This window comes from Oryzobacter telluris (genome assembly GCF_043099285.1).
Lineage (GTDB): Bacteria > Actinomycetota > Actinomycetes > Actinomycetales > Dermatophilaceae > Oryzobacter > Oryzobacter telluris.
Window position 1 is genome coordinate 888,057 of record NZ_CP170723.1, and the last position, 21,669, is coordinate 909,725.

20 protein-coding genes and 1 pseudogene are annotated in these 21,669 nt (G+C 73.1%); 7 read left to right on the plus strand and 14 right to left on the minus strand.

The window, feature by feature from the left end:
* The first annotated feature begins 596 nt into the window (after positions 1-596).
* Complete coding sequence (locus ACFLFB_RS03960) at positions 597-941, plus strand: phosphotransferase (protein WP_392544409.1); 345 nt, start codon at positions 597-599, stop codon at positions 939-941.
* Here ACFLFB_RS03960 and ACFLFB_RS03965 read toward each other — a convergent pair.
* On the minus strand, positions 929-1,753 hold the full coding sequence (locus ACFLFB_RS03965) for an SDR family NAD(P)-dependent oxidoreductase (RefSeq protein WP_392544410.1): 825 nt from the start codon (positions 1,751-1,753) through the stop codon (positions 929-931). The two genes, ACFLFB_RS03960 and ACFLFB_RS03965, sit on opposite strands and share 13 nt — an antisense overlap.
* A complete protein-coding gene (locus tag ACFLFB_RS03970; protein ID WP_392544411.1) occupies positions 1,750-3,174 on the minus strand; it encodes an MFS transporter in 1,425 nt (474 codons plus the stop codon). The genes ACFLFB_RS03965 and ACFLFB_RS03970 overlap by 4 nt, the downstream gene beginning before the upstream one ends.
* A gap of 57 nt (positions 3,175-3,231) precedes the next feature.
* On the opposite strand from ACFLFB_RS03970, the gene ACFLFB_RS03975 reads away from it, so the two are divergent.
* Positions 3,232-3,696 carry a winged helix-turn-helix transcriptional regulator gene (locus tag ACFLFB_RS03975; protein WP_392544412.1) on the plus strand — a complete coding sequence of 155 codons (465 nt, stop codon included), beginning with the start codon at positions 3,232-3,234 and terminating at the stop codon, positions 3,694-3,696.
* 73 nt (positions 3,697-3,769) lie between these two features.
* On the opposite strand, the gene ACFLFB_RS03980 is transcribed toward ACFLFB_RS03975, so the two are convergent.
* The 8 genes and pseudogenes from ACFLFB_RS03980 to ACFLFB_RS04015 all read right to left on the minus strand — a co-directional run bounded on the left by ACFLFB_RS03980 (position 3,770) and on the right by ACFLFB_RS04015 (position 10,726).
* On the minus strand, positions 3,770-4,504 hold the full coding sequence (locus ACFLFB_RS03980) for a DinB family protein (RefSeq protein ID WP_392544413.1): 735 nt from the start codon (positions 4,502-4,504) through the stop codon (positions 3,770-3,772).
* Positions 4,505-4,562: 58 nt separating this feature from the next.
* The gene (locus ACFLFB_RS03985) at positions 4,563-5,903 is read right to left on the minus strand and encodes a hypothetical protein (RefSeq protein WP_392544414.1); all 1,341 of its coding nucleotides are present in this window, start codon (positions 5,901-5,903) and stop codon (positions 4,563-4,565) included.
* Between the two features lie 71 nt (positions 5,904-5,974).
* Positions 5,975-6,703 (minus strand): phosphatase PAP2 family protein, encoded by a 729-nt coding sequence (locus tag ACFLFB_RS03990; RefSeq protein WP_392544415.1) that lies wholly within the window; start codon positions 6,701-6,703, stop codon positions 5,975-5,977.
* The gene (locus ACFLFB_RS03995) at positions 6,700-8,013 is read right to left on the minus strand and encodes an ATP-binding protein (protein ID WP_392544416.1); all 1,314 of its coding nucleotides are present in this window, start codon (positions 8,011-8,013) and stop codon (positions 6,700-6,702) included. The genes ACFLFB_RS03990 and ACFLFB_RS03995 overlap by 4 nt, the downstream gene beginning before the upstream one ends.
* Complete coding sequence (locus tag ACFLFB_RS04000; RefSeq protein WP_392544417.1) at positions 8,010-8,684, minus strand: response regulator; 675 nt, start codon at positions 8,682-8,684, stop codon at positions 8,010-8,012. Before ACFLFB_RS04000 ends, ACFLFB_RS03995 begins: the two co-directional genes overlap by 4 nt.
* Before the next feature lie 40 nt (positions 8,685-8,724).
* Positions 8,725-9,993, minus strand: coding sequence for a hypothetical protein (locus tag ACFLFB_RS04005; protein WP_392544418.1), 1,269 nt, complete (start codon positions 9,991-9,993; stop codon positions 8,725-8,727).
* Between the two features lie 34 nt (positions 9,994-10,027).
* Positions 10,028-10,273: pseudogene (locus ACFLFB_RS04010) on the minus strand (DUF389 domain-containing protein); the annotation flags it as partial.
* A gap of 258 nt (positions 10,274-10,531) precedes the next feature.
* Complete coding sequence (locus ACFLFB_RS04015; RefSeq protein ID WP_392544419.1) at positions 10,532-10,726, minus strand: hypothetical protein; 195 nt, start codon at positions 10,724-10,726, stop codon at positions 10,532-10,534.
* A 112-nt stretch (positions 10,727-10,838) separates the two neighbouring features.
* On the opposite strand from ACFLFB_RS04015, the gene ACFLFB_RS04020 reads away from it, so the two are divergent.
* Positions 10,839-11,738 (plus strand): DNA polymerase beta superfamily protein, encoded by a 900-nt coding sequence (locus tag ACFLFB_RS04020; RefSeq protein ID WP_392544420.1) that lies wholly within the window; start codon positions 10,839-10,841, stop codon positions 11,736-11,738.
* Between the two features lie 16 nt (positions 11,739-11,754).
* Here ACFLFB_RS04020 and ACFLFB_RS04025 read toward each other — a convergent pair whose 3' ends face one another.
* The 4 genes from ACFLFB_RS04025 to ACFLFB_RS04040 all read right to left on the minus strand — a co-directional run bounded on the left by ACFLFB_RS04025 (position 11,755) and on the right by ACFLFB_RS04040 (position 17,168).
* The gene (locus tag ACFLFB_RS04025; protein ID WP_392544421.1) at positions 11,755-13,950 is read right to left on the minus strand and encodes an Hsp70 family protein; all 2,196 of its coding nucleotides are present in this window, start codon (positions 13,948-13,950) and stop codon (positions 11,755-11,757) included.
* Positions 13,950-15,896, minus strand: a complete 1,947-nt coding sequence (locus ACFLFB_RS04030) for a hypothetical protein (RefSeq protein ID WP_392544422.1) — start codon at positions 15,894-15,896, stop codon at positions 13,950-13,952. Before ACFLFB_RS04030 ends, ACFLFB_RS04025 begins: the two co-directional genes overlap by 1 nt.
* A gap of 118 nt (positions 15,897-16,014) precedes the next feature.
* On the minus strand, positions 16,015-16,566 hold the full coding sequence (locus ACFLFB_RS04035) for a hypothetical protein (protein ID WP_392544423.1): 552 nt from the start codon (positions 16,564-16,566) through the stop codon (positions 16,015-16,017).
* 35 nt (positions 16,567-16,601) lie between these two features.
* Positions 16,602-17,168 carry a hypothetical protein gene (locus ACFLFB_RS04040; protein ID WP_392544424.1) on the minus strand — a complete coding sequence of 189 codons (567 nt, stop codon included), beginning with the start codon at positions 17,166-17,168 and terminating at the stop codon, positions 16,602-16,604.
* A 189-nt stretch (positions 17,169-17,357) separates the two neighbouring features.
* Here ACFLFB_RS04040 and ACFLFB_RS04045 point away from each other — a divergent pair, with 189 nt between their 5' ends.
* From ACFLFB_RS04045 to ACFLFB_RS04060, 4 genes are all read left to right on the plus strand, one after another.
* A complete protein-coding gene (locus ACFLFB_RS04045) occupies positions 17,358-19,358 on the plus strand; it encodes a dynamin family protein (protein ID WP_392544425.1) in 2,001 nt (666 codons plus the stop codon).
* An 86-nt stretch (positions 19,359-19,444) separates the two neighbouring features.
* Entirely contained in the window at positions 19,445-20,767 is a 1,323-nt protein-coding gene (locus ACFLFB_RS04050) for a C39 family peptidase (RefSeq protein ID WP_392544426.1), read from the plus strand.
* Positions 20,767-21,315, plus strand: coding sequence for a nucleotide exchange factor GrpE (gene grpE, locus ACFLFB_RS04055; RefSeq protein WP_392544427.1), 549 nt, complete (start codon positions 20,767-20,769; stop codon positions 21,313-21,315). The genes ACFLFB_RS04050 and grpE overlap by 1 nt, the downstream gene beginning before the upstream one ends.
* Entirely contained in the window at positions 21,312-21,635 is a 324-nt protein-coding gene (locus tag ACFLFB_RS04060; protein WP_392544428.1) for a hypothetical protein, read from the plus strand. Before grpE ends, ACFLFB_RS04060 begins: the two co-directional genes overlap by 4 nt.
* The last annotated feature ends 34 nt before the right edge of the window (positions 21,636-21,669 follow it).

Genomic DNA, 21,669 nt, shown 5'->3' on the forward strand with positions numbered 1-21,669 from the left:
CTCCTCACGGGCTCGGGCCACGGCGTTCCGTGCGTGTCCTCGGGCCCCGGTCTCCCTCCACGTGGGGCATGATGGGCGCAGCACCCCGGGCGGCACCCCTGCGCTTCCCGGGGTGCGCCATGTCCGGGGGTGGTCGGCCGGTGCGACGAGCCCGCGGCCCCCGGACCGCGCAGGTGGTGCCCTCCGCCGACTCGGGTGGTCGCGGCTGGAGGAGGTCGCCGACCACATGCGGTCGCGCTGCTCCACGAGCCTCCGTACCGTCGCCACGATGCAGATCGGTGTCGACCTCGTCCGCGCCCTGGTGGGCGACCAGTTCCCCCAGTGGGCGGACCTCGAGGTGCGGCCCGTGCCGATCCAGGGCAACGACAACCGCACCTTCCGCCTCGGTGACGACCTCGCGGTGCGGCTGCCGAGCGGGGAGGGCTACGTCGCGGGCATCGCCAAGGAGGACACCGCCCTGCCGTTGGTGGCCCGGGCCGCACTCGTTCCACCGCGGGAGCCATCCGTCGGTCTACGAGGGCGACGTCGACGACGTCCTGTCGACCCTGGGCGGCACCATCGACGCCACCAGGTGCCGCGCCCTCTGGCGGGACGCGGTGGCCAGCCAGTGGTCGGCCGACCCCGTGTGGTTCCACGGCGACGTCGCGGTCGGCAACCTGCTGGTGCGCGACGGGCGGCTCGCGGCCGTCATCGACTTCGGGACGTGCGGAACCGGCGACCCGGCGTGCGACCTCGTCCTCGCCTGGACCTTCTGCCGCGGCGAGGAGGAACGGCGCGTCTTCGCCGACGCCGTCGGTCTCGACGACGAGACCTGGAACCGCGCCCGGGGGTGGGCCTTGTGGAAGGCCCTGATCACCGTGGTCGACCCGGAGCCCCGGCCCTCGCTGGATGTCCAGCGGGCTGCCCTCGAGGAGCTGCTCGCCGACGGTCAGCTCCGCTGACGACCTCCGCCACCGTCCGGGGTCATCCCTTTCATGACGCCCGCCATGATGGTCGTCCGCACCCGGCGGGGCAGCGGCGACAGCACCGCGGTGAGCACCCGCGACAGGGTCCCGGGGGCGACGACACCACGTCGGCCGAGGGCGTCCAGGGCGGGCGCGGCGACGGCCCGGGCGGTGACGGCTCGGGTGATCGTCATGCCCGACCTCTCGGCGAAGCCGCTGTGCACGGGTCCCGGTGCCACGGCGACGAGCTCGACACCCTGGGCGCGGAGCTCGGGCCTCAGTCCCTCGGCGAAGGTCTGGACGTACGCCTTGGTCGCGGCGTAGTGGGCGGCCCGCGGGACTCCCTGGAACGCCACGACCGAGCTGAGGAGCACGATCCCTCCGGAGCCGCGTGCTGCCATCCGCCGGGCGAACCCGTGCGTCGTGGTCATCACCGCCTCGGTGTTGAGACGGAGCATCTCCACCTCTTTGTCGAGGTCGGCCTCGAGGAAGGGGCCGGAGGTGCCGAACCCGGCGGCCGCGACGTAGAGGCCGACGTCGTGGTGGGCGGTGCGCTCGAGGAGGGTGGTCGCGGCGGTGGCGTCGGTGAGGTCGAGGGGGAGGACGTCGACCGCGACGCCGTGCTGGGTGCGCAGCTCCGCGGCGAGGGCGTCCAGCAGGGGCTCACGCCGGGCGACGAGGACGAGGTCCATGCCGCGGCCGCCGAGCTCGACGGCGATGGCCCGGCCGATGCCGGACGACGCCCCCGTCACCACTGCCGTGGGTCCGAACCGGTGCGTGAAGCGGCGTCGCCGGCGGGCACTGGTCATGTCGCCGCCCTCTCTCGCGTCGAGGTCGTCACCGGGGACGGGGTGCGGTGGGCCAGGGCGGCTCCGCAGGCTGCCGCCAGGACCGCGGACACGGCCATGGCGCCCCAGGCCAGCGAGTACGTGGCCGGCCGTGGTCCGAGGCCCGCAAGCATCGCGATGAGGGCGGCGATGCCGAGGACGCCGCCGATCTGGCGCAGGCAGGCGGTCGTCGCGCTCGCCACCCCGAACCGGGGGGCCGGCACCTCGGAGACGGCGGCCGTCGTCAACGCGGTGAGGCTCAGGCCGATCCCCGTCCCGGTGAGTAGCACGCCGCCCAGGATGTCGGTGACGTAGACACCACCCGGTGCGCGCAGGGCGAGGACGGTGCAGCCGGCGGCCAGCAGCACGCCTCCGGTCACCGCGACGGATCGCGCTCCCGCCCGGTCCACCGCCCGACCGCCGATGACCGCCGTCAGGGCGGCCATCAGGGCCCCGGGGGTCAGGGCGATCCCGGCCGTCGTGATGTCGTAGTCGAGCTCCGTGGTGAGGAACAGCGCGTTGGCCAGCAGCAGGGGGTAGAACGCCGTGGCGAACACGAAGCTGCCGAGGTTCGCGACCCGGAAGGACCTCAGGGCGAACAGCGGGACGAGGGCCCCGTCGGAGGCGTGGCGTCGGGCCCTCAGGACCAGGACCCCGACCAGCAGCAGACCTGCCACCAAGGACCCCGCCGTCCTCGGGTCGGTCAGGCCCCAGTCCGGTGCCTGGACCAGGGCCAGCGCCACGGCGGCCACACCCACCGCCGCCAGCGTCGTGAGCGTCCCGTCGCCGGCTCCGGCGGCGCGGGAGGGGGTGGGGCGGGGGAGCAGGCGCCGCGCCGCGATCGCGACGACCACGGCCACCGGGACGTTGACGAGGAAGACCGCAGGCCAGCCGACGGACCCGATGAGGACGCCACCGAGCGCTGGGCCCGCGGCGGCGGCGACCGCGCCGGTCGAGCCGAGCACCGCGAGGGCGCGACCCCGGTGGTGCACCGGGGTCGCGGTGAGCAGCGCGGCCTGCGCGCTCGGGACGAGGGCGGCGGCGCCCAGGGCCTGCGCGACCCGCGCCGCGATGAGGACCGCCACCGAACCGGACAGCCCGGCGACCAGGGAGGCGGCGCCGAAGAGCGCCACCCCGGCGACGAACACGGTGCGATGGCCGAGGCGGTCGGACAGGGCGCCGGCGGGGAGCAGGGCCGCGGCGAACGCCACGCCGTACCCGTTGACGACCCAGGACACCAGCGACAACGACGCCGTGCCGAAGTCGGCGCGGATGCTGCCGAACGCGATGTTGACGATCGTCACGTCGAGGAAGCTCATGAAGACCGCGGCGGCCGTCACGGCCAGCACGGTGTACTCCGACGGTCGCGTCCGGGTCGCGGAGGCGATGCTGGGTAGCGTCATGCGACTGAATGTAGGGGGATCAGTCGCATGACGCTACGGACTGGGTAGGATGGGGCCGTGCTCGGCAAGGACTACGAGGGTCAGGTCTGCTCGATCTCGCGCTCGCTCGAGGTCGTGGGAGAACGGTGGACGCTGCTCGTCATCCGTGACGTGCTCCTGGGCAGGCGGCGGTTCGACGAGCTCGTCGAGAGCCTCGGCGTCACCCGCACCGTGCTCAGCTCACGCCTGCGGACCCTGGTCGACGAGAGCATCCTCGAGCGCCGCGCCTACCAGGAGCGCCCGGCGCGGTTCGAGTACGACCTCACGGACAAGGGCCGCGACCTCCTCCCGGTCATCGCCCACCTCATGTGGTGGGGCGACCGTCACTACCCCGAGCCTGCCGGGCCGCCGCGAGTCCTGCGGCACCGGGGCTGCGGGGGAGACGTCGAGCACGACTTCACGTGCGGGCGCTGTCACGAGGCCTTGGCCGGCGGTGACGTGGTGGCCGAACCGGGACCGGGGATGGCGCGTCGACCCGCCTGAGCGGGGTCAGTGATCATCTGGTCATCGCCGCCGCCGAGGGGTGCTCGTTGCCGGCCCCGACCGGAGGCAGCGGTCAGGAACCTCGTGCCCACCGTTCCCCGCCTGCCAGCCTGGCGAGGTCTCGCGCGCAGAACCCGTGGTGGGCCCACTCCTCGTTGAGCACGGTGCCGAGGCACTGACGCACGGTCCGCCCTTTGGCGTACGGCGGCCAGCGGTAGTCGTCGGGCACGGGGGCGGTGAGCGCGAGCCGGTCCGGGGTGACGTCGGCGAGCCACGCCTCGACCTCCGACGCCTGTCGTGCTCGCACGGCGAGGACCTCGTCGAGGCTCGGCCGGGCGGACCCGTCGAGCTCGCGCTGGTCGTCCTCCATGAGGAACTGCGGACCCAGCCCCATGGGGGTGAACGGCTCGGTGAGCCCGAGGACGCAGCGCCGGAACCAGGAGTCGTGCACGAACACGAGGTGGCGCAGCGTCTCCAGCATCGACCACTCGCCGCCGACGCCCTGGTGCTCGGTGCCGCGGGGCATGGCCCGCACCTGCTCGACGGTCGTGGTCCACCCCTCCCGAAGCTGGCGCCAGGCCTCACGCAGGTCCTCCGGCTCGTCCGAGCGGAGGAGGAGACGCACCGGATGGCGCCGGTCGAGCTCGGCCTCGACGTACGGCATCACGTCGACCCCGTTGACCACGAGGTGGGTGACGAGCCCGTCGATCTCCGCGTCCTCCATGACCACGCCGACCATCCGGACCCTGCTGAGGTCGCACTCGCGGAACTCCGCGCCGGACAGGTCCTCGTCGTGGAAGCGCCGCATGCGGACAGGCTAGGTGCGCTCCGCGACGAACGGCCTCGACGTGACCGCGCGACCGCCGTCACAAGCGCGCCGGTGGGGAGGGGACGACGACGCCGACCACCCCATCGAGGGCGTGCACGGAGCCGCCGCCACGAGGCCCGGCGAGGGCGGCCAGCTCGCGGCACTGCGCCGGGCTGCACCAGTGCACGACCACTCCGGCGCGCTCGTAGAACATCATCCGCAACGTGCCCTCGGTGATGCGCCCGCGTGCGGACCTTCGCTCGGCGGGCGCCTGGTAGAAGACGACCTCCTGTCCCGTGCGCGTCGCGTCGGTGACGAGGGCGTCGTACGCCCGCCGGGTGGCCTGGTGCGCGCCGAGGTCGGAGTGCCAGGCGTGCAGGCCGAGCAGGGCCAGGCAGAGCAGGGCCACCGCGGCGACGCGTCGCGACCACCGCCTGCCGGCGAGGAGCAGCGCCGCCGGCACCACGACCGCCGGCCAGGCCCAGAGCGAGCCGCGCGCGGCGGTGCGCACGCCGGTGTCGAGCGTCTGGGCGCACTCGAGACCGGCCACGAGGACGACGGCGACGCCGACTCGCAGGAGCATCGGTCGTACCCGCGCGTCAGCGAGCCCCACCACGGCGCAGACCGCTCCCACCGTGGCGGGCCACCGGAGGGTCCGTCCGAGGGCGGTGACCTGCCCGACGTAGCGGTGGCCGTTGACCATTAGGTCGTGCAGCGAGGTCACCGCGTGGGGGTGCCGCCAGGCCGCGATGGCCACCCCGAAGTGCCCGAACACGAGCGCGTCGATGCTGAACGACACGAGCACCGCCAGGGCGAACGACCCGACGAACCCGAGGCAGAGGAGGGCGGTCCCCTTCCAGGCCCGGTGCCGCAGGTGCACGGCGGCGGCGATGAGGAGGAGCCCGGCGACGGGTGGGTAGGTGAGGACGGACAGCACCACGACGACGGGCAGCCACACCGCCAGTCCCCAGCGATACCGGGCGGCTCGCGGCAGCGTCGAGACCGCCGCAGCGGCCACGACGGCGGAGGCGGAGAGGGTGCCCGGCCAGTAGGCGAGCCGGACCCACAGCGGTGAGACCAGCAGGGCGGCGCCGAGGAGGGTGCCGGCCACCCATCCGGTGCTGTCGAACAGCCGCCAGAACCCGACCGCGAAGAGGGCGTATGACCCGACGAGGACGAACACCGCGGTCAGCGGGGTGCCGTGCTGCCCGACGAGCAGCCACCACGCGTAGCCCAGCCAGCGCCCCTCCTCGCGCACCTTGTCCAGGGGGTCGGCGGTCCCGGACGTCCCCCGCGGCAGGAGGAAGGGCCAGTCGTCGCGCCGAATGTAGGGCGCCGCCAGCTGGGCCACCATCCCGGACACCACCAGGGCGACGGTGATGCCGACGAGACCTTGCACCGGGTGGCCACGCGGCCCGCCGGCAGCCGACCCGTCCCCATCCGTACGTGGCTGGGTCGCCGCGCGCGACGTCATTCGGGGAGGGCGCGCGCCACACGGTCGACCCGCCAGATGTGGAAGGCGGCCGCCATCGCCGCCACCCACGCGGCCCCGACGAGGTAGCCCGCGATGACGTCCGACACGTAGTGCGCGGCGAGGGCGACCCGCGAGAAGCCGATGGCGAGGGTGACCGCGATGGCGAGGACCAGGGCGAGCCACCTCCGGACCCCGCTCATCAGGGGCCACAGGACGATGAGGAGGACGAGGCTCCCGGCTGCCGCCGCCTGGGCGTGCCCGCTGGGGAAGCTCTGCCCGGGTGGGGTGACGAACGGGTGGTCCACCACGGGCCGGTGGCGGCCGATGACCGCCTTGAGCGCACTGTTCACCAGCGACGAGCCGGCGATGGTCACCACCGTGAACGCCGCGATCCGCCGGCGACGGCGCCAGAGCGCGATGACGACGACGACCACCGTGAGGACCTGCCAGCTCGTCGCCGACCCCAGGTCGCTGAGGACGCGCATCACGGAGAGGAAGGTGGGGTGGGCCAGGGCGTACTGGTGCAGGGAGTCCCTCGCGCCGTCGTCGACCTCGAGCAGGGGCTCCCACTTCGTCTGCACGAACAGGGCCAGGAGCAGGACGGGGACGATGCAGACGGCGAACGCGGCGGTGACCACACCGACGCGCAGGGCCAGCTGGTGAGGCGTCGAGCGGGACGCCGTCAGCCAGCCCCGCAGACCTGTCGGGGTTGTCGTCGTGCTCACCGTGGGGCTCCTCGTCGTTGTCCGGATGGATGGGGTGTCGTGGGGAGGCTGACGACGGCACGCAGGCCGGGGGTGGCGTCGGGGCGGTCGGACAGGGTGAGGGTGCCACCGACCCGGCGCAGCTGCTCGACGACGATGGCGAGCCCGAGGCCGCTGCCCTCCACGGACTGGCCGGCCTCGCGCTCGAAGGGTCGCAGCACGTGGTCGGTGTCCCGGATCCCCGGCCCCTGGTCCTCGATGACGACCGTGAGGTCGGTGGCCGACGTCCTCGCCGCGACGGTGACGAGCCCTCCGGCCGGGCCGTGCCGGATGGCGTTGTCGAGGAGGTTGCGCAGGACCGAGGCGGTCTCGGTGGCAGGGACCGGCGTGGCGTCCTCACCGCCGGCCGTGACCTCGAGCCGGACCTGGCGGCGGTCGGCGGAGTCGAGCACGTCGCCGACGGCGGAGCGCAGGACGGAGTCGAAGCGGTCGACGCGCGTCGCGGACTCAGGTGAGGACTGGGCGCGGGCGAGCTCGAGGAGCTGGTCGACCAGTCGTCGGGAGCGGTCCACGCCGGCGCGGGCGTCGGTAAGTCGCGCCTTGATGGCGTCGGGATCCTTTGCCGCAGAGGCCCGTTCGAGCTGCAGCGACAACGCGGTCAGGGGGGTGCGGAGCTCGTGCGCTGCCTGGGCGATGAAGAGGCGCTCGTGGTCCTGCGCGGCCCGGACGCGGTCGAGCTGTCCGTTGAGGGCGCCGATGAAGTCGGACAGCTCGCTCGGGGTGTCGCCGGCGTGCAAGGGGCTGAGGTCGTCCGCTGACCGACCGTCGAGCTCCGCGGCGAGCCGGTCGACGGGCGCGAGGACCCGTCGCACCCCCAGCACGATGGCCGCGAGGAGCACCGGGATCAGCAGGGCGAGGGGGAGGGTGGCCGACAGCGCGGCGCCCCGGGCGATCTCCTCGCGGACCTGCAGGGCCTGGGAGATGACGAGGGGCTCGGCGCCCTGCCTGGACGCGACCACCACGCGCAGCTCGCTGCCGTCGACGACGACGGTGTGCGGTCCCGGGCCGGGATCGGCCGCCAGTCCCGACGTGCTCAGCGTGGTGATGTCGATGTCGGAGGTGGTGTCGCTCAGGGGGTCCCGGTCGGTGGTGGGCACGGAGGTCGAGGTCGACGCGGCCAGCGTCGCGACCTGCATCAGGACGTCGTCCTGCAGGTCCCGGGCCTCGCCGAGGCTGCGCTGGTAGGACAGCACCCCGCCGACGCCGGCGACGAGCAGGGTCGCCACGACGAGTGCGGCGGACAGCCGTCCGGCGAGGGAGGCGCGCCTCATCGGGCGGTGTCCTTCGGGACCGTCCAGCCGACGCCGCGCACGTTGCGGATCGTGTCGGCGCCGAGCTTGGCGCGCAGCCGGTGGATCGCGTACTCGACGGCGTTGGACTCCACTTCCTGACCCCAGCCGTAGACGCGGTGCTCGAGGTCGTCCCGCGACAGGATCACGCCGGGTCGGGTGAGCAGGGCTCGCAGGACGGCGAACTCGCGGCGGGGGAGGTCGACCTGCTCGCCGTCGACGGTCCAGGCGAGGTGGCGGGCGACATCGAGGCTGACCCGCCCGTTGGTGAGGACGGCGTCGGCGTGGTCGCTGCCTCGACGGCGCAGCACGGCCCGGACCCGCGCCATCAGCTCGGCGCTGTCGAAGGGCTTGACGAGGTAGTCGTCGGCCCCGAGGTCGAGCCCGGCGACGCGTGAATCGACCCCGTCGCGCGCCGTGACGACGATGACGGGGACTTCGTTCCCCGTGGCGCGCAGCCGGGACAGGAACCCGGCGCCGTCGAGTCCCGGGAGGCCGAGGTCGAGCAGGACCACGTCGTACGTGTGGGTGCCCACACTCGCGAGGCCCGTGACGGCGTCCTGGACCCAGTCCACGGCGTAGGCCTCGTCCTCGAGGCGGCCGACGAGGGCGGCGCCGACCATGGGGTCGTCCTCGACGAGCAGGACCCTCATGGTCGGCACCTCCGTTTCGCTGGGTCGGTCACGCTGGCGGTCAGCTCTTCGCGTCCAGTGTGACGATGACGCCCTGCAGCGCGGTCAGGGCGCGCGTGCAGTCCGCGGGCGACTGGGGGTTGGCGCGCAGCGCGGTGAGGGTCTCGTCGATGGCCGAGTCCATGGTGTGCCAGCCCGACGGGGAGGCCGGCTTGATGGCTGCCTCGGCGTCGTCCCAGGCGACCTCGAGGTCCTTGACCCGTGCCCGTGCCCCCTTGAGGTCACCCTTCTTCACGCGGGCGGCGACGTCGTCGGTGATCGCGGCGAACGGGCGCAGGTCGCCCAGGGGGGAGGTCGCGTCCGATGCCGCGGCGGACGTGCCCGACGACGATCCCGAGGACTGCGCGGGCTGGACGAGGACCGGACCCGCGACCGCGGTGGCGGCGCCGGGCGCCATCAGGAGCGCGGCGGCGACGACGGCGACCGCGCCACCACCGGCCCACGCGAGGTCGCGCCCGGGGTGGACCGCGGGGCGGTCGCCCTTGACGCGCACGCCGTGACGCAGGACGAGGGCCTGCTCCCGCGCCACGAGCACGACGATGACGGTGAGGAACAGCAGGCTGGTCACGCTGGCTCCCAGCCCGATGCCTCCGTAGGAGCGGCCCTGGGTCAGCAGGTCGCCGAGGGAGGCGCCGAGCGGACGGGTCAGCACGTACGCCACCCAGAACGCGGGAACCGCACCCACCCCCAGTCGCCGGGCGAGCCAGACGAGCAGGATGAGCCCGCCGAAGATGGCCACGCCGTTGCGGAAGCCGAGGGAGAGCGCCTCGGTGGCGAGGTCGCCTCCGGCGGTGCCCAGGGCGAACGTCACGAGGATGGCGGCCCAGTACCACCGCTCCCGGCGCGGGGTGTCGATCGCGGTGATGGCCAGGGTGCGCTCCTGGAACCACCACACGGTGAAGACGACGGCGAGGACCACGGCGAACACCGCGGTGCTCAGGTACAGGCTCACGCCGAGCTGGTCGGTGAAGAAGTCGGTGATCTGGGTGCCGACGATGCTCACGAGCACGACGGTCAGCCAGTACAGCCACGGCGTGTACCGGCGGGTGCGCAGCTGGGCGAAGAGCGTGACGGCGAGGACGGCGAGCATCGCGCCGTCGGTGACCGCCGTTCCGAGCCCGACCTGGACGGCGAGGAAGTCGGCGAAGGTCTCGCCGATGGTCGTGGAGAGGATCTTGATGAGCCAGAACGTCGCCGTGATCGCGGGGACCTTGTTGAGGAACTCGCCCACGACGCGGCGGCCCGTCGTGGTGTCTGTGGTCGTGTCCATGGTGCAAGGACACCGGCTCGGACTTAGCGCCGACTTAGCCTCGCGGTCCGGCGGGACGTCTGGCCCGCACCCGGCGAAGGACCGCTGCGCGCTTGGCTGACACGCGGCCCCACACCAGGTGCTGAAGGGCGAGGGTGGCCCAGCCGGCCAAGGCCATCCCGGACAGGTTCAGCGCCAGCTGCAGGGTGCTTCCCCAGACCTCCGCGCCGGCGCCGAACGCGAGCCCCAGGGCGATGTTGCCCGCGGCCGGGACGGTCGTGACGGAGATGAAGACTCCCGAGAGGCCGCCGCTGACCCACGGACGTGCCCATCACGAAGCGACGCCGGCCGACCTCCAGGGCGGCGACGCCTCGTCTGGCTGAGGCCGAGGAGAACGGACCGGATCGCAAGGAGCGGCGGGGATCCACCTCCACCGCTACTCGGGCCCGTGGATCTCCGACCACTGGGCCTCGCGGAGCCACGGGGTGTCACGGTCGGGTCGGCATCGCCTGCGGGCCTGCACTGTCTCAGGGTTGCCAGGTCTGGCGTCTGCCCCTGCTCACCAGCCCAAGTCGCCGCGGCGGCCGCGCTCGACGGCCGTGTCGAAGGACTCGACATCGAAGTCGGCAGAGTGGGCGTGAAGCATGTGGCCACGGATCGCTCCGATGGATGCCTCAATCCCAGCGACCTCGTTGTCCGCCGCGTCACGGAGTTCTCGGCCGAGCACCATCGCGACGACGATGGCGTCCTTCATGCGCATGTGTCCTCCCAGGTCGTGCGTCACGTCTCCCCCCTTGGAGGGTCGATGGCGCACCGATGTTCCCAGGGTTGGCTCACGGGTGGACCCGCCGCGCTAGGGTCCGCCCGTGAGCGACACACCCTTCGCACAGGGCCCGCCGGCCCGGATGATCGATGGTCCTCGTGACCTTCCGGCGGGGTACGAGCACCCGCACGCCTCGGAGGAGGCCCGCGAGGTCGCCGAGCACGGCATGGTGCTGAGGGTTCAGGTCGGGTCCGGGCTCCACGGCACCGGCATCGCCGGCCAGGACGACCGCGACGAGCTCGGCATCTGCCTCGAGCCGGCCCGATTCGTCACCGGCATCGCCACCGTGCCCAGCGGCACAGGCGAGGGGAGGCCGCGGATCGCCTTCGAGCAGTACCAGCGCCACACTGCATGGGACCGCCCGAGCGGGCTGGGCACACGGTCGGGCGCAGGGGACCTCGATGTCGTCATCTACGCGGCCCGCAAGTGGGCGCGCCTCGCGCTCGCCGGCAACCCGACCGTTCTCCTTCCGCTGTTCGTGCCTGACGAGGAGGTCATGTACCGCAACGGGGCAGGGGCCGAGCTCGTCGACAACGCGCACCGCTTCGCCTCCCGGCTCGCGGCGCAGCGGTTCCTCGGCTACCTCCGCTCGCAGCGCGATGCGATGACCGGCGAGTCCGGCGCGCACACGAATCGTCCCGAGCTCGTCGCCCTGCACGGATACGACACGAAGTACGCGATGCACGCGCTCCGGCTGGGTGTCCAGGGAGTCGAGTTCCTCACGACGGGCCGGATCACCCTGCCCGTCCCCGAGCCGCACCGGTCGCGGCTCCTGGCAGTCCGCCGCGGGGAGGTCCCGCTCGAGGACGTCCTCCTCGCCGTGCGGGACGCGGAGGCTGCCGTGGAGGCACTCGGCGACAGCCCGGGCCTGCCGCCGGAGCCGGACCGGGCCTGGGTCGACGACTGGCTGCATCGACGTCACCTCGAGTTCTGGCAGGGGTGACACCTCTGCGCGCCTGTCAGTCGATGCGGAGGGCCTGTGCCTCCCACCAGGCCAATGCCTCGCTCCTCGCCGCGAAGCCCTCCGCGATGACCATGATCCTGTCGGCCGCGTAGGTCCAGACGACTGCGGCTTCGCCACCTCCGAGGTCGAGGCATCGCAGCTGGCCCTGCTCCCCTTCCCCCTCGCCGGTGAAGCTCCACGTGCCGTTGCCGCCCTCGCACGTGGAGGAGCCGGTGTCATTCTCGGCCTCCTGCTCTGCGAGGGCAGCCGTCAGCGCGTCGTCGGCGGCGAACTGGAGGACGGTGACGGTGGTGTCGGCATCCGTCGTGGAGGTGCACTGCGCCGCCACGATGCCGTTCTCGTCCCGCTCGGCCCGGAAGCGGACGACGCCCGCGACGATGCGATCCGGGTCGTGGCAGGTCTTCGTGTCCACGAAGTCGTCGCCGAACCGTGCCACCAGCTGTTCTCCCTGCGAGGTGGTCGGGACCGGCTCTGCGGTCGCTGACACCGTCGCCCAGCGGTCGTCGTCACCCGAGTCCGGCTCGGTGTCGTCGGCCGTCGCGGAGGCGACGCGGTAGGTCCTGTCCTCGATGGTCTCCGGGGTGAGAGTGATCTCGGTGTCGTCGACCCACAGGCAGGTGGTAGGCATGCATACGCGGTAGCGGTCTGCACCGTCGACGGGGTTCCAGTGGAGCCGGACCTCGCCGGGGGATGACGACGTGTCCGCGCTCAGGCCGGTCGGCGGAGGGAGTTGACGGGTGAGCACGCTCACGAGGACGACGACGACGATGACGGCGACCGCCGCGACCGCGGCGAGAGCGATGACGATGGCTCGTCGGGAACGAGGGGCCGCAGGGTCAACCCGTGCCGGTTCCGGCTCGACCCCAGGCGTCGGCTCGGCGGCGGCCGCTGGGGTGGGTTCGGGCTCGGCCACGGGGGGTGGCTCGTCCGAGGCCGAGGGGTGCTCCTCGGTCTCGGCCTCGGGCGGGGCCTCAGGGATCCCGTGCGAATCGGGCTCCCCGCTCGGCTCGGGCTCTGGATCGGCCGCGGGCGGCGCCTCCGGCGCGGTTGATTCCATCTCGGGCCCGGGCTCGGGCTGGTTCGGGAGGGGCACCGGCACCTCGGTCGTCGGGGCGATCGCCGCCCCGAGGGCGACGACCATCTTGGGGTCGTCGAGGGTGGCCGGTCGCTGCCCGAGGATCTCGGACATCGCGGTGTGAACGGGCCGCATCAGCGATGACCCGCCGGTGAGGAAGAGGGTGTCGAGGTCGCGTCCGCTGACCCCGGCAGAGGTGAGCGCTCGCTCGGTGAGGGCACGGACCTTGGCGATCTCTCCGGCGATGACCCGCTCGAACTCCTCCGCGGTGATCGACACCCACGTCGACTGCGTCCCGACCGCGACCGGGATGTCAGCCTGGTCGGACTCGCTCAGCACCTCCTTGGCCTGACGCACCTCATCCAGAAGGGTGCGGAGGGCGCCGAAGTTCTCCGGCGCGGCGAGCGACTCCTCGACCGACCCCGCGTCGCGGCGGTGAAGGGCCTCGCGGACCCACGACAGCAGAGCCTGATCCACGGCCATCCCACCGACGTGGGGCGCGCCGGCACTTCCGAGCTCGACCCACGGCTCATCGGATGCGCCGGTCCAGCGGAGCACCGACACGTCACACGTGCCGCCGCCGTAGTCGACGACAGCGACCCGGGCCCCCTCTGCGAGCCGAACGTGAGGCCGCGACACGAGCCAGCTCGCGGCAGCGACCGGTTCACTGACGAGCTCCACGCGGCCGGCCTCCACCCCACAGGCCCGCCATGCGTCGACGAGCGCCTCGCGGCGGCGGCTCGCCCAGTCCTGCGGATGAGTGAGCACGACGCGGTCAGGGTTCTCTGAGCCTGCCGCCCGACCGGCGGCACGGGCGGCGTACGCCAGGACGCGTCCGACGAGGAACGAGACCTCGTGGTCCTCTCCGGCGACGTGCGTCACACCCTGACCCAGCAGCGCCTTGGGCGCCTCGACGAACGCCTGGGGCCGCACCCGCCGGGCGTGCAGGGCCGAGTCGCCGACGCGGATGCCGGAGGTGTCGACCAGGACGGCGGATGGCATCGAGTCGCTGTTCGAGGAGAGCCGTACCCGCTGGGGTGTCCCGCCGTCGACCGTGTAGGTGGCGGACGTGTTCGTCGTGCCGAAGTCGATCGCGAGCGTCCAGGGAGTGGTCATCAGACCCCTCCGCCGTGAGCCAGGGCGAGCGCCGACACCCATCCGTCGACATCCGGCATTCCCGTGTGCAGTCCGAAGGTCAGCGAGCGGTCACGACCTCCTTCAGCGCGGTACGACACGACAAGGTTGCCCCTTGCGCCCGCACGCCAACGGGTGACCTGCGCAAGGGGAAGGTCGCGGGAGTGTCGAGCGTCGTCAGCAGTGAAGGTGAGCCGGTCCTGGGCGAGGGTCAGCACACCCGAGCGCGCGGCGAGCGACGTGAACCCCATCCGGGGTCCTGCCCAGCACAGGACGTCGGCAGACCTGACGGGATCTGCCGGTTCACCCTCACCGGGGAGCGTTGCCAGAACGTCGACCAGGACCGCGCGGGTGGCGGGCTCCACCTCCTCCCGAGCGATCCGTGCCAGGACGTCCACCTTCGTGGCGAGCACCTCCGCGGGCAGCCGGTCCAGCCAGGCTGCGCCGCGCTCGCGGGCATCGGTCGCCGGCGACCGGAGCAGCGCCTCGACGATGCGCAGCCCCACCCAGGGGTCCCTGCCCGGGCCCTGCCACAGGAACTGCAACGCCATGTGGACGCGCCGGCCCGGGCCGACGGGGAACGTCGCGGTCTGCGACGTGTAGTCAGGCCCGAGGAGCCCGAGCGCGAAGTCGACGAGCTCCAGGTCGTCACCGCGACGGGGGTGGTTCGTGAGGGCGAACCACGCCGCGGTGTCGTCGGGGGCGTGGCGCACCCGGTCGCGCAGTGCGGGGACCGGGTCGATCCCGTGCCTCGGGGCCAGCCGTGACGCACCCACGACGAAGGGTCCGGCGACGTCCTGGAGGGCGCCGAGGACAGCGTCGCGGGACGCCTCCTGCAGGAGCAGGGTGCGACATCGCGAGGCGATTCGCGCTGCCTGGGGAGCCCCGAACTCCTCGATGATGTCGGCGACGTCATCCTCGAGGGCCCCGAGGATCTCCTCGGCGAGCTCGAGGTCCTCGATCCTCAGCCCGGACGCCGGCAGCATCGAGATCCCGAGGAACCACTGGTCGATGATGCCGACTGCGCCGGGGATGTCGGCGAGGTGCGCACCGGGCGAGTGCTCGTCCAGGAGCGCGCGCAGGAGCCGGCGCGTCGCCGCGAGGCGTTCCTCGTCGGGCAGCCCGTCAGGCCCGATGAGGACGACCCGAGACGCGACGTCGACCGTTCCGGCGACGACCGGCGCCGTGTACCCGTCGGAGACGGTGTTCGACCATCCCGTCGACACGAGCCAGTCGTCGACGTCGGGGGAGCGCGAGGTGAGGCGGCACAGTGCCTCGACCGCGTGGACCCGGCCCCACCCGGTGTGCCACTGGGCGAGGGCGAGGAGGCCGCGCTCGTCCGGCTCGGCCTGGTGGAGGAGCACGACACTTGCCTCGTGGGACAGCTCGTTGAGCCGGCCGAGGACCGCGGCGCGTTCGGCGAGCGGGGGCCAGGTGATCATCGACGCGATCGCGAGGCCGGCCTTCACCGGGCCGCGATGGGTGCCACGACAGACGAGCCATGCGGCCAGCGTCGCCGCGGCCTCGGTGTAGGCGCGGGCGGCGTCCGTGGAGTCCGGGGCGTCCTCTGCCTGGGTGGCGAGCGCGATGTCCCTGCGGGTCACCATGGTGAGCGAGCGCAGCCCCTCGTACGCCTCGACCAAGGACGACCGGTCGACGGCTCCCGCACGGACCTGACCGATCGTCCGGACCAGGGCGACCAGCGGATCCTGAGGCGTGTCCAAGGGCGACGTGTGGTGGGAGAGCACGCCCGCCAGCGCGCCGGGCGCCCAGAGCAGTCCACCCTCGTCAGGCGGCCCGTCGTCCGGGAGGGGCGCGTCAGGGGACGTCGCCGCGCGGGCCACCTCGAGGTACGTCGGGCCGGCGGCGGGGGCCGCCCACAGGCCGGCGGCTGCGCCGACCGGCAGCCAGAAGTCGTCGTCAGGCACTCCGTCCTCCTCCGTGCTGGGGCGGCGAGCCGGGGCCGCGGTCGCGGGCCGGTTCGCCGGACATCGTGACGTACCGCGCGATCGCGGGAACGTCGTTCGGTGCAGAGCGTCCGCCCGGTCAGGGCTGTGTGGGGTCGCTCGGGTGGCGGTCCTGGTCGTCCGAGACCCCGTCGAGGTCGCGGTCGGAGGCGGGGAAGACCGCACGGCCGGTCTCCTGCGCCATGCTGACGATGAGGTTGTACACGGGGTCAGGGTTGGTCGCCGGGCCCACCACGGTGTCGAGGACCGGGAGGCCGGCGGCGTCGGCGACGCCGTTCTCGTCGAGGTCGGTCGCGACGACCGTGTCGAGGACACCGTCCCTGTCGGCGTCGATGACGCTGGTGTCGAGGACGCCGTTGCCGGTCTGGTCCACCGCGCCGACGTCGTACGCGCCGTTCTCGTCGGAGTCCCGGAACGCGGCGGCCACGGTGCCGTCCGCGCGGACGACCGCCGCGCCTTCGAAGACTCCGTCCTCGTCCGCGTCGGTGAAGACGTCGACCGAGCCGGAGGCGTCCTGCACGGTGATGGTGTCGACGTAGCCGTCGGCGTTGGTGTCCCAGTACTGCCCGGGCGAGGCCGCGACGCCCAGGGCGGGGTCCTCGGCCTCTGGGATGGGGTCGACGTCGTGCATGGGGGGTCCTTTCCGAGAAGGGGGTCGTGAAGTGGTCAGTGCCGCCAGGAGTCGCCCGGGGCGTTGTCCTGGTTGTCCGGCCACCCGTCGTGGTCTGAGTCGTCGGGTGGGAAGACGGCCTGACCGGTCTCCGCGGCGAGCGTGAGCATGAGCGTGTAGAACGGGTCGGGGTTCGTGGCCGGGCCCACGTCCACGTGATCGAGCCGGAAGCCTGTCGACGGCTCGACCTCGCCGAGGACGAAGCCGGTGGACTCGAGGGCGTCCACCGCCCCGTTCTCGTTGAGGTCGGACGAGACCACGTCCATGACGTTGTCCCCCGTGGTGTCGGCCATCGTCGTGTCGAGGACCCCGTTGTGGGTCTGGTCGAGGTAGGCGACGTCGAGGATGCCGTTCTGGTCGCGGTCCTGGGTGACGGCCGCGACCGAGCCGTCCACGCGCTGGATGACGGCGGTCTCGTACACGCCGTTGGTGTCGAGGTCGACGAAGGTCGTCGTCGACCCGTCGGGGTTGGCCGCGACGGCCGTGTCGTAGAGGCCGTCGGCGTTGGTGTCGACGTACTGCTCCGCGGCGAGGGCGGGTTCGGGAGCGGGGTCCGTGTCCATGACGGCGTCCTCTCGGTCGTGGGCTCCTGGTGGGCCATCGCTCGTTGGATGCCGCGATGCGGCCCGATGTTCCCGGTCGGTCGCGGCCTCGTCGAACTCGTTCCGTGGTGGTCCTGGTTCTGGGACAGTGGGCGGACGCGGCGCCACGGCATCGGGCCGTCCGCACGCACGACGGAGGTGGCTGCCGCGATGACTGAGAGGCAGGGGCGGACCGCTGCGGGTGCCGTCGGTTCGGCAGAGGCCCGCGCCGACGCGTTGCGGGTCAACGAGGCGGCTGCCGCGCTCGGCCCGCTCGCCCGACGGCTGCGCGAGCTCGGTCAGGTCGATGCCGCTGCGCTGGTGGAGAGCTGGCGCGGCTGGGCGGAGCGTCCCGTCGTCGTCGCGGTCGTGGGCGAGGTCAAACGCGGCAAGTCGACGCTCGTCAACGCCCTCGTCGGTCGTTCGGTGTCGCCGACGGGCGTCGACGTCGTGACGAGCGGGGAGATCGGGATCAGCGCTCCCACGGATGAGCTCGCCGAGGGCGAGGGGCGCCTCTTCCATGACGACGGGTCCGTTCGGATGGTGTCCGCCGCGGATGCCGTCGACGCGCTCCGGGTCCCGGGCGACGCGGGGCGCCGGGAGGAGGGGAACGGGGACCCCCGAGGCTCTCAGGGCGTCCCCCCGGCCGGGCCCCGCCCGATCATGGCCCAGATCGCGGTCACCCCGAGGTGGCTTCCCGGAGCGGCGCTCTTCGACACGCCGGGTGTCGGAGGGCTGGTCGGTGAGCACGCCGCCCGCGCCCGGGCGACGGCCGAGAGATCAGGGGCCTTGCTGTTCGTCAGCGACGGCGGACAGGTGCTGACCCGTCCGGAGCTCGACTTCCTCCGAGAGGTCTCCGTGAGTGCCGAGTACGTCGTCTTCGCGTTGACCAAGGTCGACCGCACCGACGGCTGGAAGACCGTCCTCGAGGAGAACAGACGACTCCTCGCCGAGCACGCCCCACGCTTCGCGGACGCGCCCATCATGCCGGTTGCCGCCGTCCTCGCCGAGGCCGCGTGGAGCCAGGACCCGGACACCGCTGCCGTCCTCGAGCGCGCCTCTGGGGTCCCTGAGCTCGCGGCGGCCCTCGCCGTGGTCACCCGCGGTCAGCGACGGGTTGCCGTCGCCAAGGCGCTGCGCATCGCGGTCACGGCCCTCGAGAGCGCCGGCGGAGTCGTCGACCGCGAGCGAGAGGCGATCGAGGAGCCGCGCGAGGCGGTTGCCGACCTCGAGGTCGAGCAGCGCCGGCTCGAGGAGCTCCGCGACCGGCGCAACTACCTGCGCGTCTACGTCGAACGTGACCTGGCGCGGGCCCGTGCCGACGCACTCGCCCTCCTCAACACCCTGACCGACGCCGCCGCCGCCGAGCTCGGCGCGCAGGCACAGCTGGTCCGGAACCGGGACGCGGACGTCTTCACCGAGAGTCTTCGGGCGCGGCTTCGTGCGGTGGTCGAGGACGTTCGGGCACGGTTCGTCGTCGGTGTGGGCGTCGCCGTCGAGGACGCGTTCAAGGGTCTCGACCTCGAGTCGCCGGAGCCGTCGCAGGTGGGGTCCGTGACCGTGTCGGAGTCGGGTGAGGTCGTGGTGGGCCGGCCCGGGGCGGCGGTCGAGCCCGTGCGGCGTGGTCTCTCCGAGCTCGTCCCGGGGGTGCACTCGGGAGCGAGCCTCGCGGGCGCGGTCGAGCTCGGTGCGCTGGCGGCCCCCCGGGCGGCTGCGAAGACCTCGGCGTTCGACCCGTCCATGGCCTCGTTCGCCTTCATGGGCTCACACCTCGGCACCGTGCTCGGTCTGGGCGGTCCGTTCGGACCGCTCCTCGCGGCTGGATGGGTCGCCGTCAACATCGCGTCCCGCCGCTCGCGCGAGGGGCGTCAGCAGCTCGCGGCCGGTGTCGCCGACTCCTTCGCCGTCCTGCGCCGGGACCTGCCGGCCACGCTCGACGCGATCACCAGAGAGCTGCGCCCCGAGCTGATCGTCGAGGCCGAGCGGACCCTGGAGCGTCGCGCGGCAGAGGTGCGGCGCCTCCTCGATGCGGCCAAGGCGGCCCGGCTCGCGGAGGAGCGCGAGCGTCGCACGCTGCTCACCCGGCTCGACGCTCGGGCCGTCGCCGTGCGGGACCAGCGCGCCCACGCCGAGCTCCTCCTCGAGCGACTGGCTCCCACCGCGAACGGGTGAGCCCGGGAACATTCTCCTGACGCTCGGCATCGAACGGGATGACATCGGCGACCGACGCCGCCGCCCGAGCCAGACAGGACCACACCATGAGTGAGTTCCAGAACCCGATGCAGCCCGACGTCGATGCCGAGACCCTCCCGTACCTCGCCCCGGACGTCGAGCCGCCGGCCGATCCCCAGGCCGCTGACGGCGTCGCCATCCCGGGCGAGGGCCAGGTCATCCCGGTCGACGCGGACGTAGACGGCATCGTCGAGGGGTTCCTCGTCACCCACGCCGAAGGCATGTGGACCGGTACCTTCGACACCACCGGCGACGGCGAGGCCGACGTGTTCGCGGTGAGCACGACCGGCGCCGAGGTCCCCGACTTCCTCGTGAGCGAGGACGGGTCGGGGGGGTACATCGCCCAGGTCGACACCGACGGCGACGGCGTCCCCGACACGGAGGTGCCCCTGAGCCGCGACCAGCTCCTCGCCCAGTTCCCGGAGGCCCTGGAGTACCTCGACCTGAACTTCGCGGCGGTCGGTGCCACGGCACCGGACAGCCCCGCGGCGGCGGATCCGGCGGTCCCGGCCGCCGAGGGGGACTGGTCGGTGGTGGACGGTCAGCTGATCGGCGACCCGGCCGGCGCTTCCGAGCACTGGTTCGAGCAGGCTGCCAACGGGTTCTGCGTTCCGGCCAGCGTGACCCAGATGGTGGCGGCCTACACCGGGACCGAGCTGGCCGACGAGTCGTTCTTCGTCGAGCGGGCCAACGAGCTCCACCTCTTCACGGTGGGCCCGGACGGGTCCCCCAGCATGACCGCCGAGGGAGCGGCCACCCTCCTCATGGACGTCGGTATCGACGCCCACGTCGAGGAGGGCTTGACCATCCTCGACCTCGAGAACTACCTCGACGAGGGGCGCCCGGTCATGCTCGCCGTGGACTCGGGTGAGATGTGGTACGCCGAGGGTGACGAGGTCGACGACGCCGCGGACCACGCGGTGGTCCTCACCGGCATCGACCCCGTCAACGGCGTCGCCATCATCTCCGACCCGGGAAGCCCCACCGGCGACGTGTACACGATGTCGCTCGCCGACCTCAACGCGATGTGGGAGGACTCTGGCCGGCAGGCGGTCATCGTCGATGCGCCGGACGCCGCAACCGACGAGGTCGTCACCGCCCTCGACGCTCCCGTCGACACCGAGACGGTCGCGACGGACTCGGCCGACGCCTTCGGTGCGTCGGCGGATGCCGAAGTCTCCACCGAGCCGGCATCGCCGTTCGGCGCCGTCCTCCCGGGTGTCACAGGTCCAGGGGTGGAGCCCCCCACGACCACGGACGGTCTGGTCTCCTGGCTGCGTGAGCACCCGTCGATCGCCATCGTCCCGATCCTCGCTGCCGGCGGCGTCCTGGCTCGTCGGTTGTCCTGATGGACTCGGTGGTCGGCTGGCTCGCCGGCTCATGGCTGCTCGTCGTCGTCATCGTCCTCGGGGCGATGGCGACGACGGGGGCCGGTGTCGCCGGGTACCTCGCGGGTCGGCGCCGGCCCGCGACCTGGCCGGCACCGGGCCCGGTCGCGCCGCCGCCGGCCCGTGTCACGGACGCGCCACCGACAGCCCTCGTCGCGGACACGGCGGCAGCGAGACTGCCCACCCCACCGACGGACCCGACCACGACCTCCGCCCCCGGGCGCGACCTCGTCCTCGGGCTCATCGGGGCGCACGACCTGGCGATGACCCACGACGCGGTGCGCATCCACGTCGAACAGGTCCTGCGGCGCGCCGGGGTCCAGCAGGTCGTGGCCGAACCCGGCGAGCCCTTCGACCCGGACACCCAGTCCGCCGTCACCACCGAGCCGGTGTCCGCCGCGACCAGCGCCGGGGCTGCGCCGGGCCTGGTGGCGCACACCGTCCGCCCCGGCTGGCGAACGGCGTCCGTGATGTACCGGCCGACCGAGGTCGCAGTATGGACTCCGTGAACGAGCCCGATGAGGTCGAGCCCCTCCTCCTGCCCGAGGGTCCACCCGCCCACGTCTGGAGCGCGGTCCTCGCGGCCGCTGTCTCCGCCGACCCCGCGCGCGCCGACGAGCTCGCGGTGCTCCTGCCGGAGCCCACGGCCGAGCAGCTCGAGCCCCTGGAGGCCGAGCCCGGCTGGGTGCTGGGCGGCGACCTGGGCCCCACCCACCTCGACGACCCGTGGGATGCCGCCCCCGAGAGCCACCACCTCCACGACCCCCAGGACCTCGACGCCTTCTCGGACCCTGCCGGTGGCGACGATCCCGGTGGGAGCCAGCCGTGAGCCCGACGCGGTCGTCCGCCTCGAGCCCCCAGGT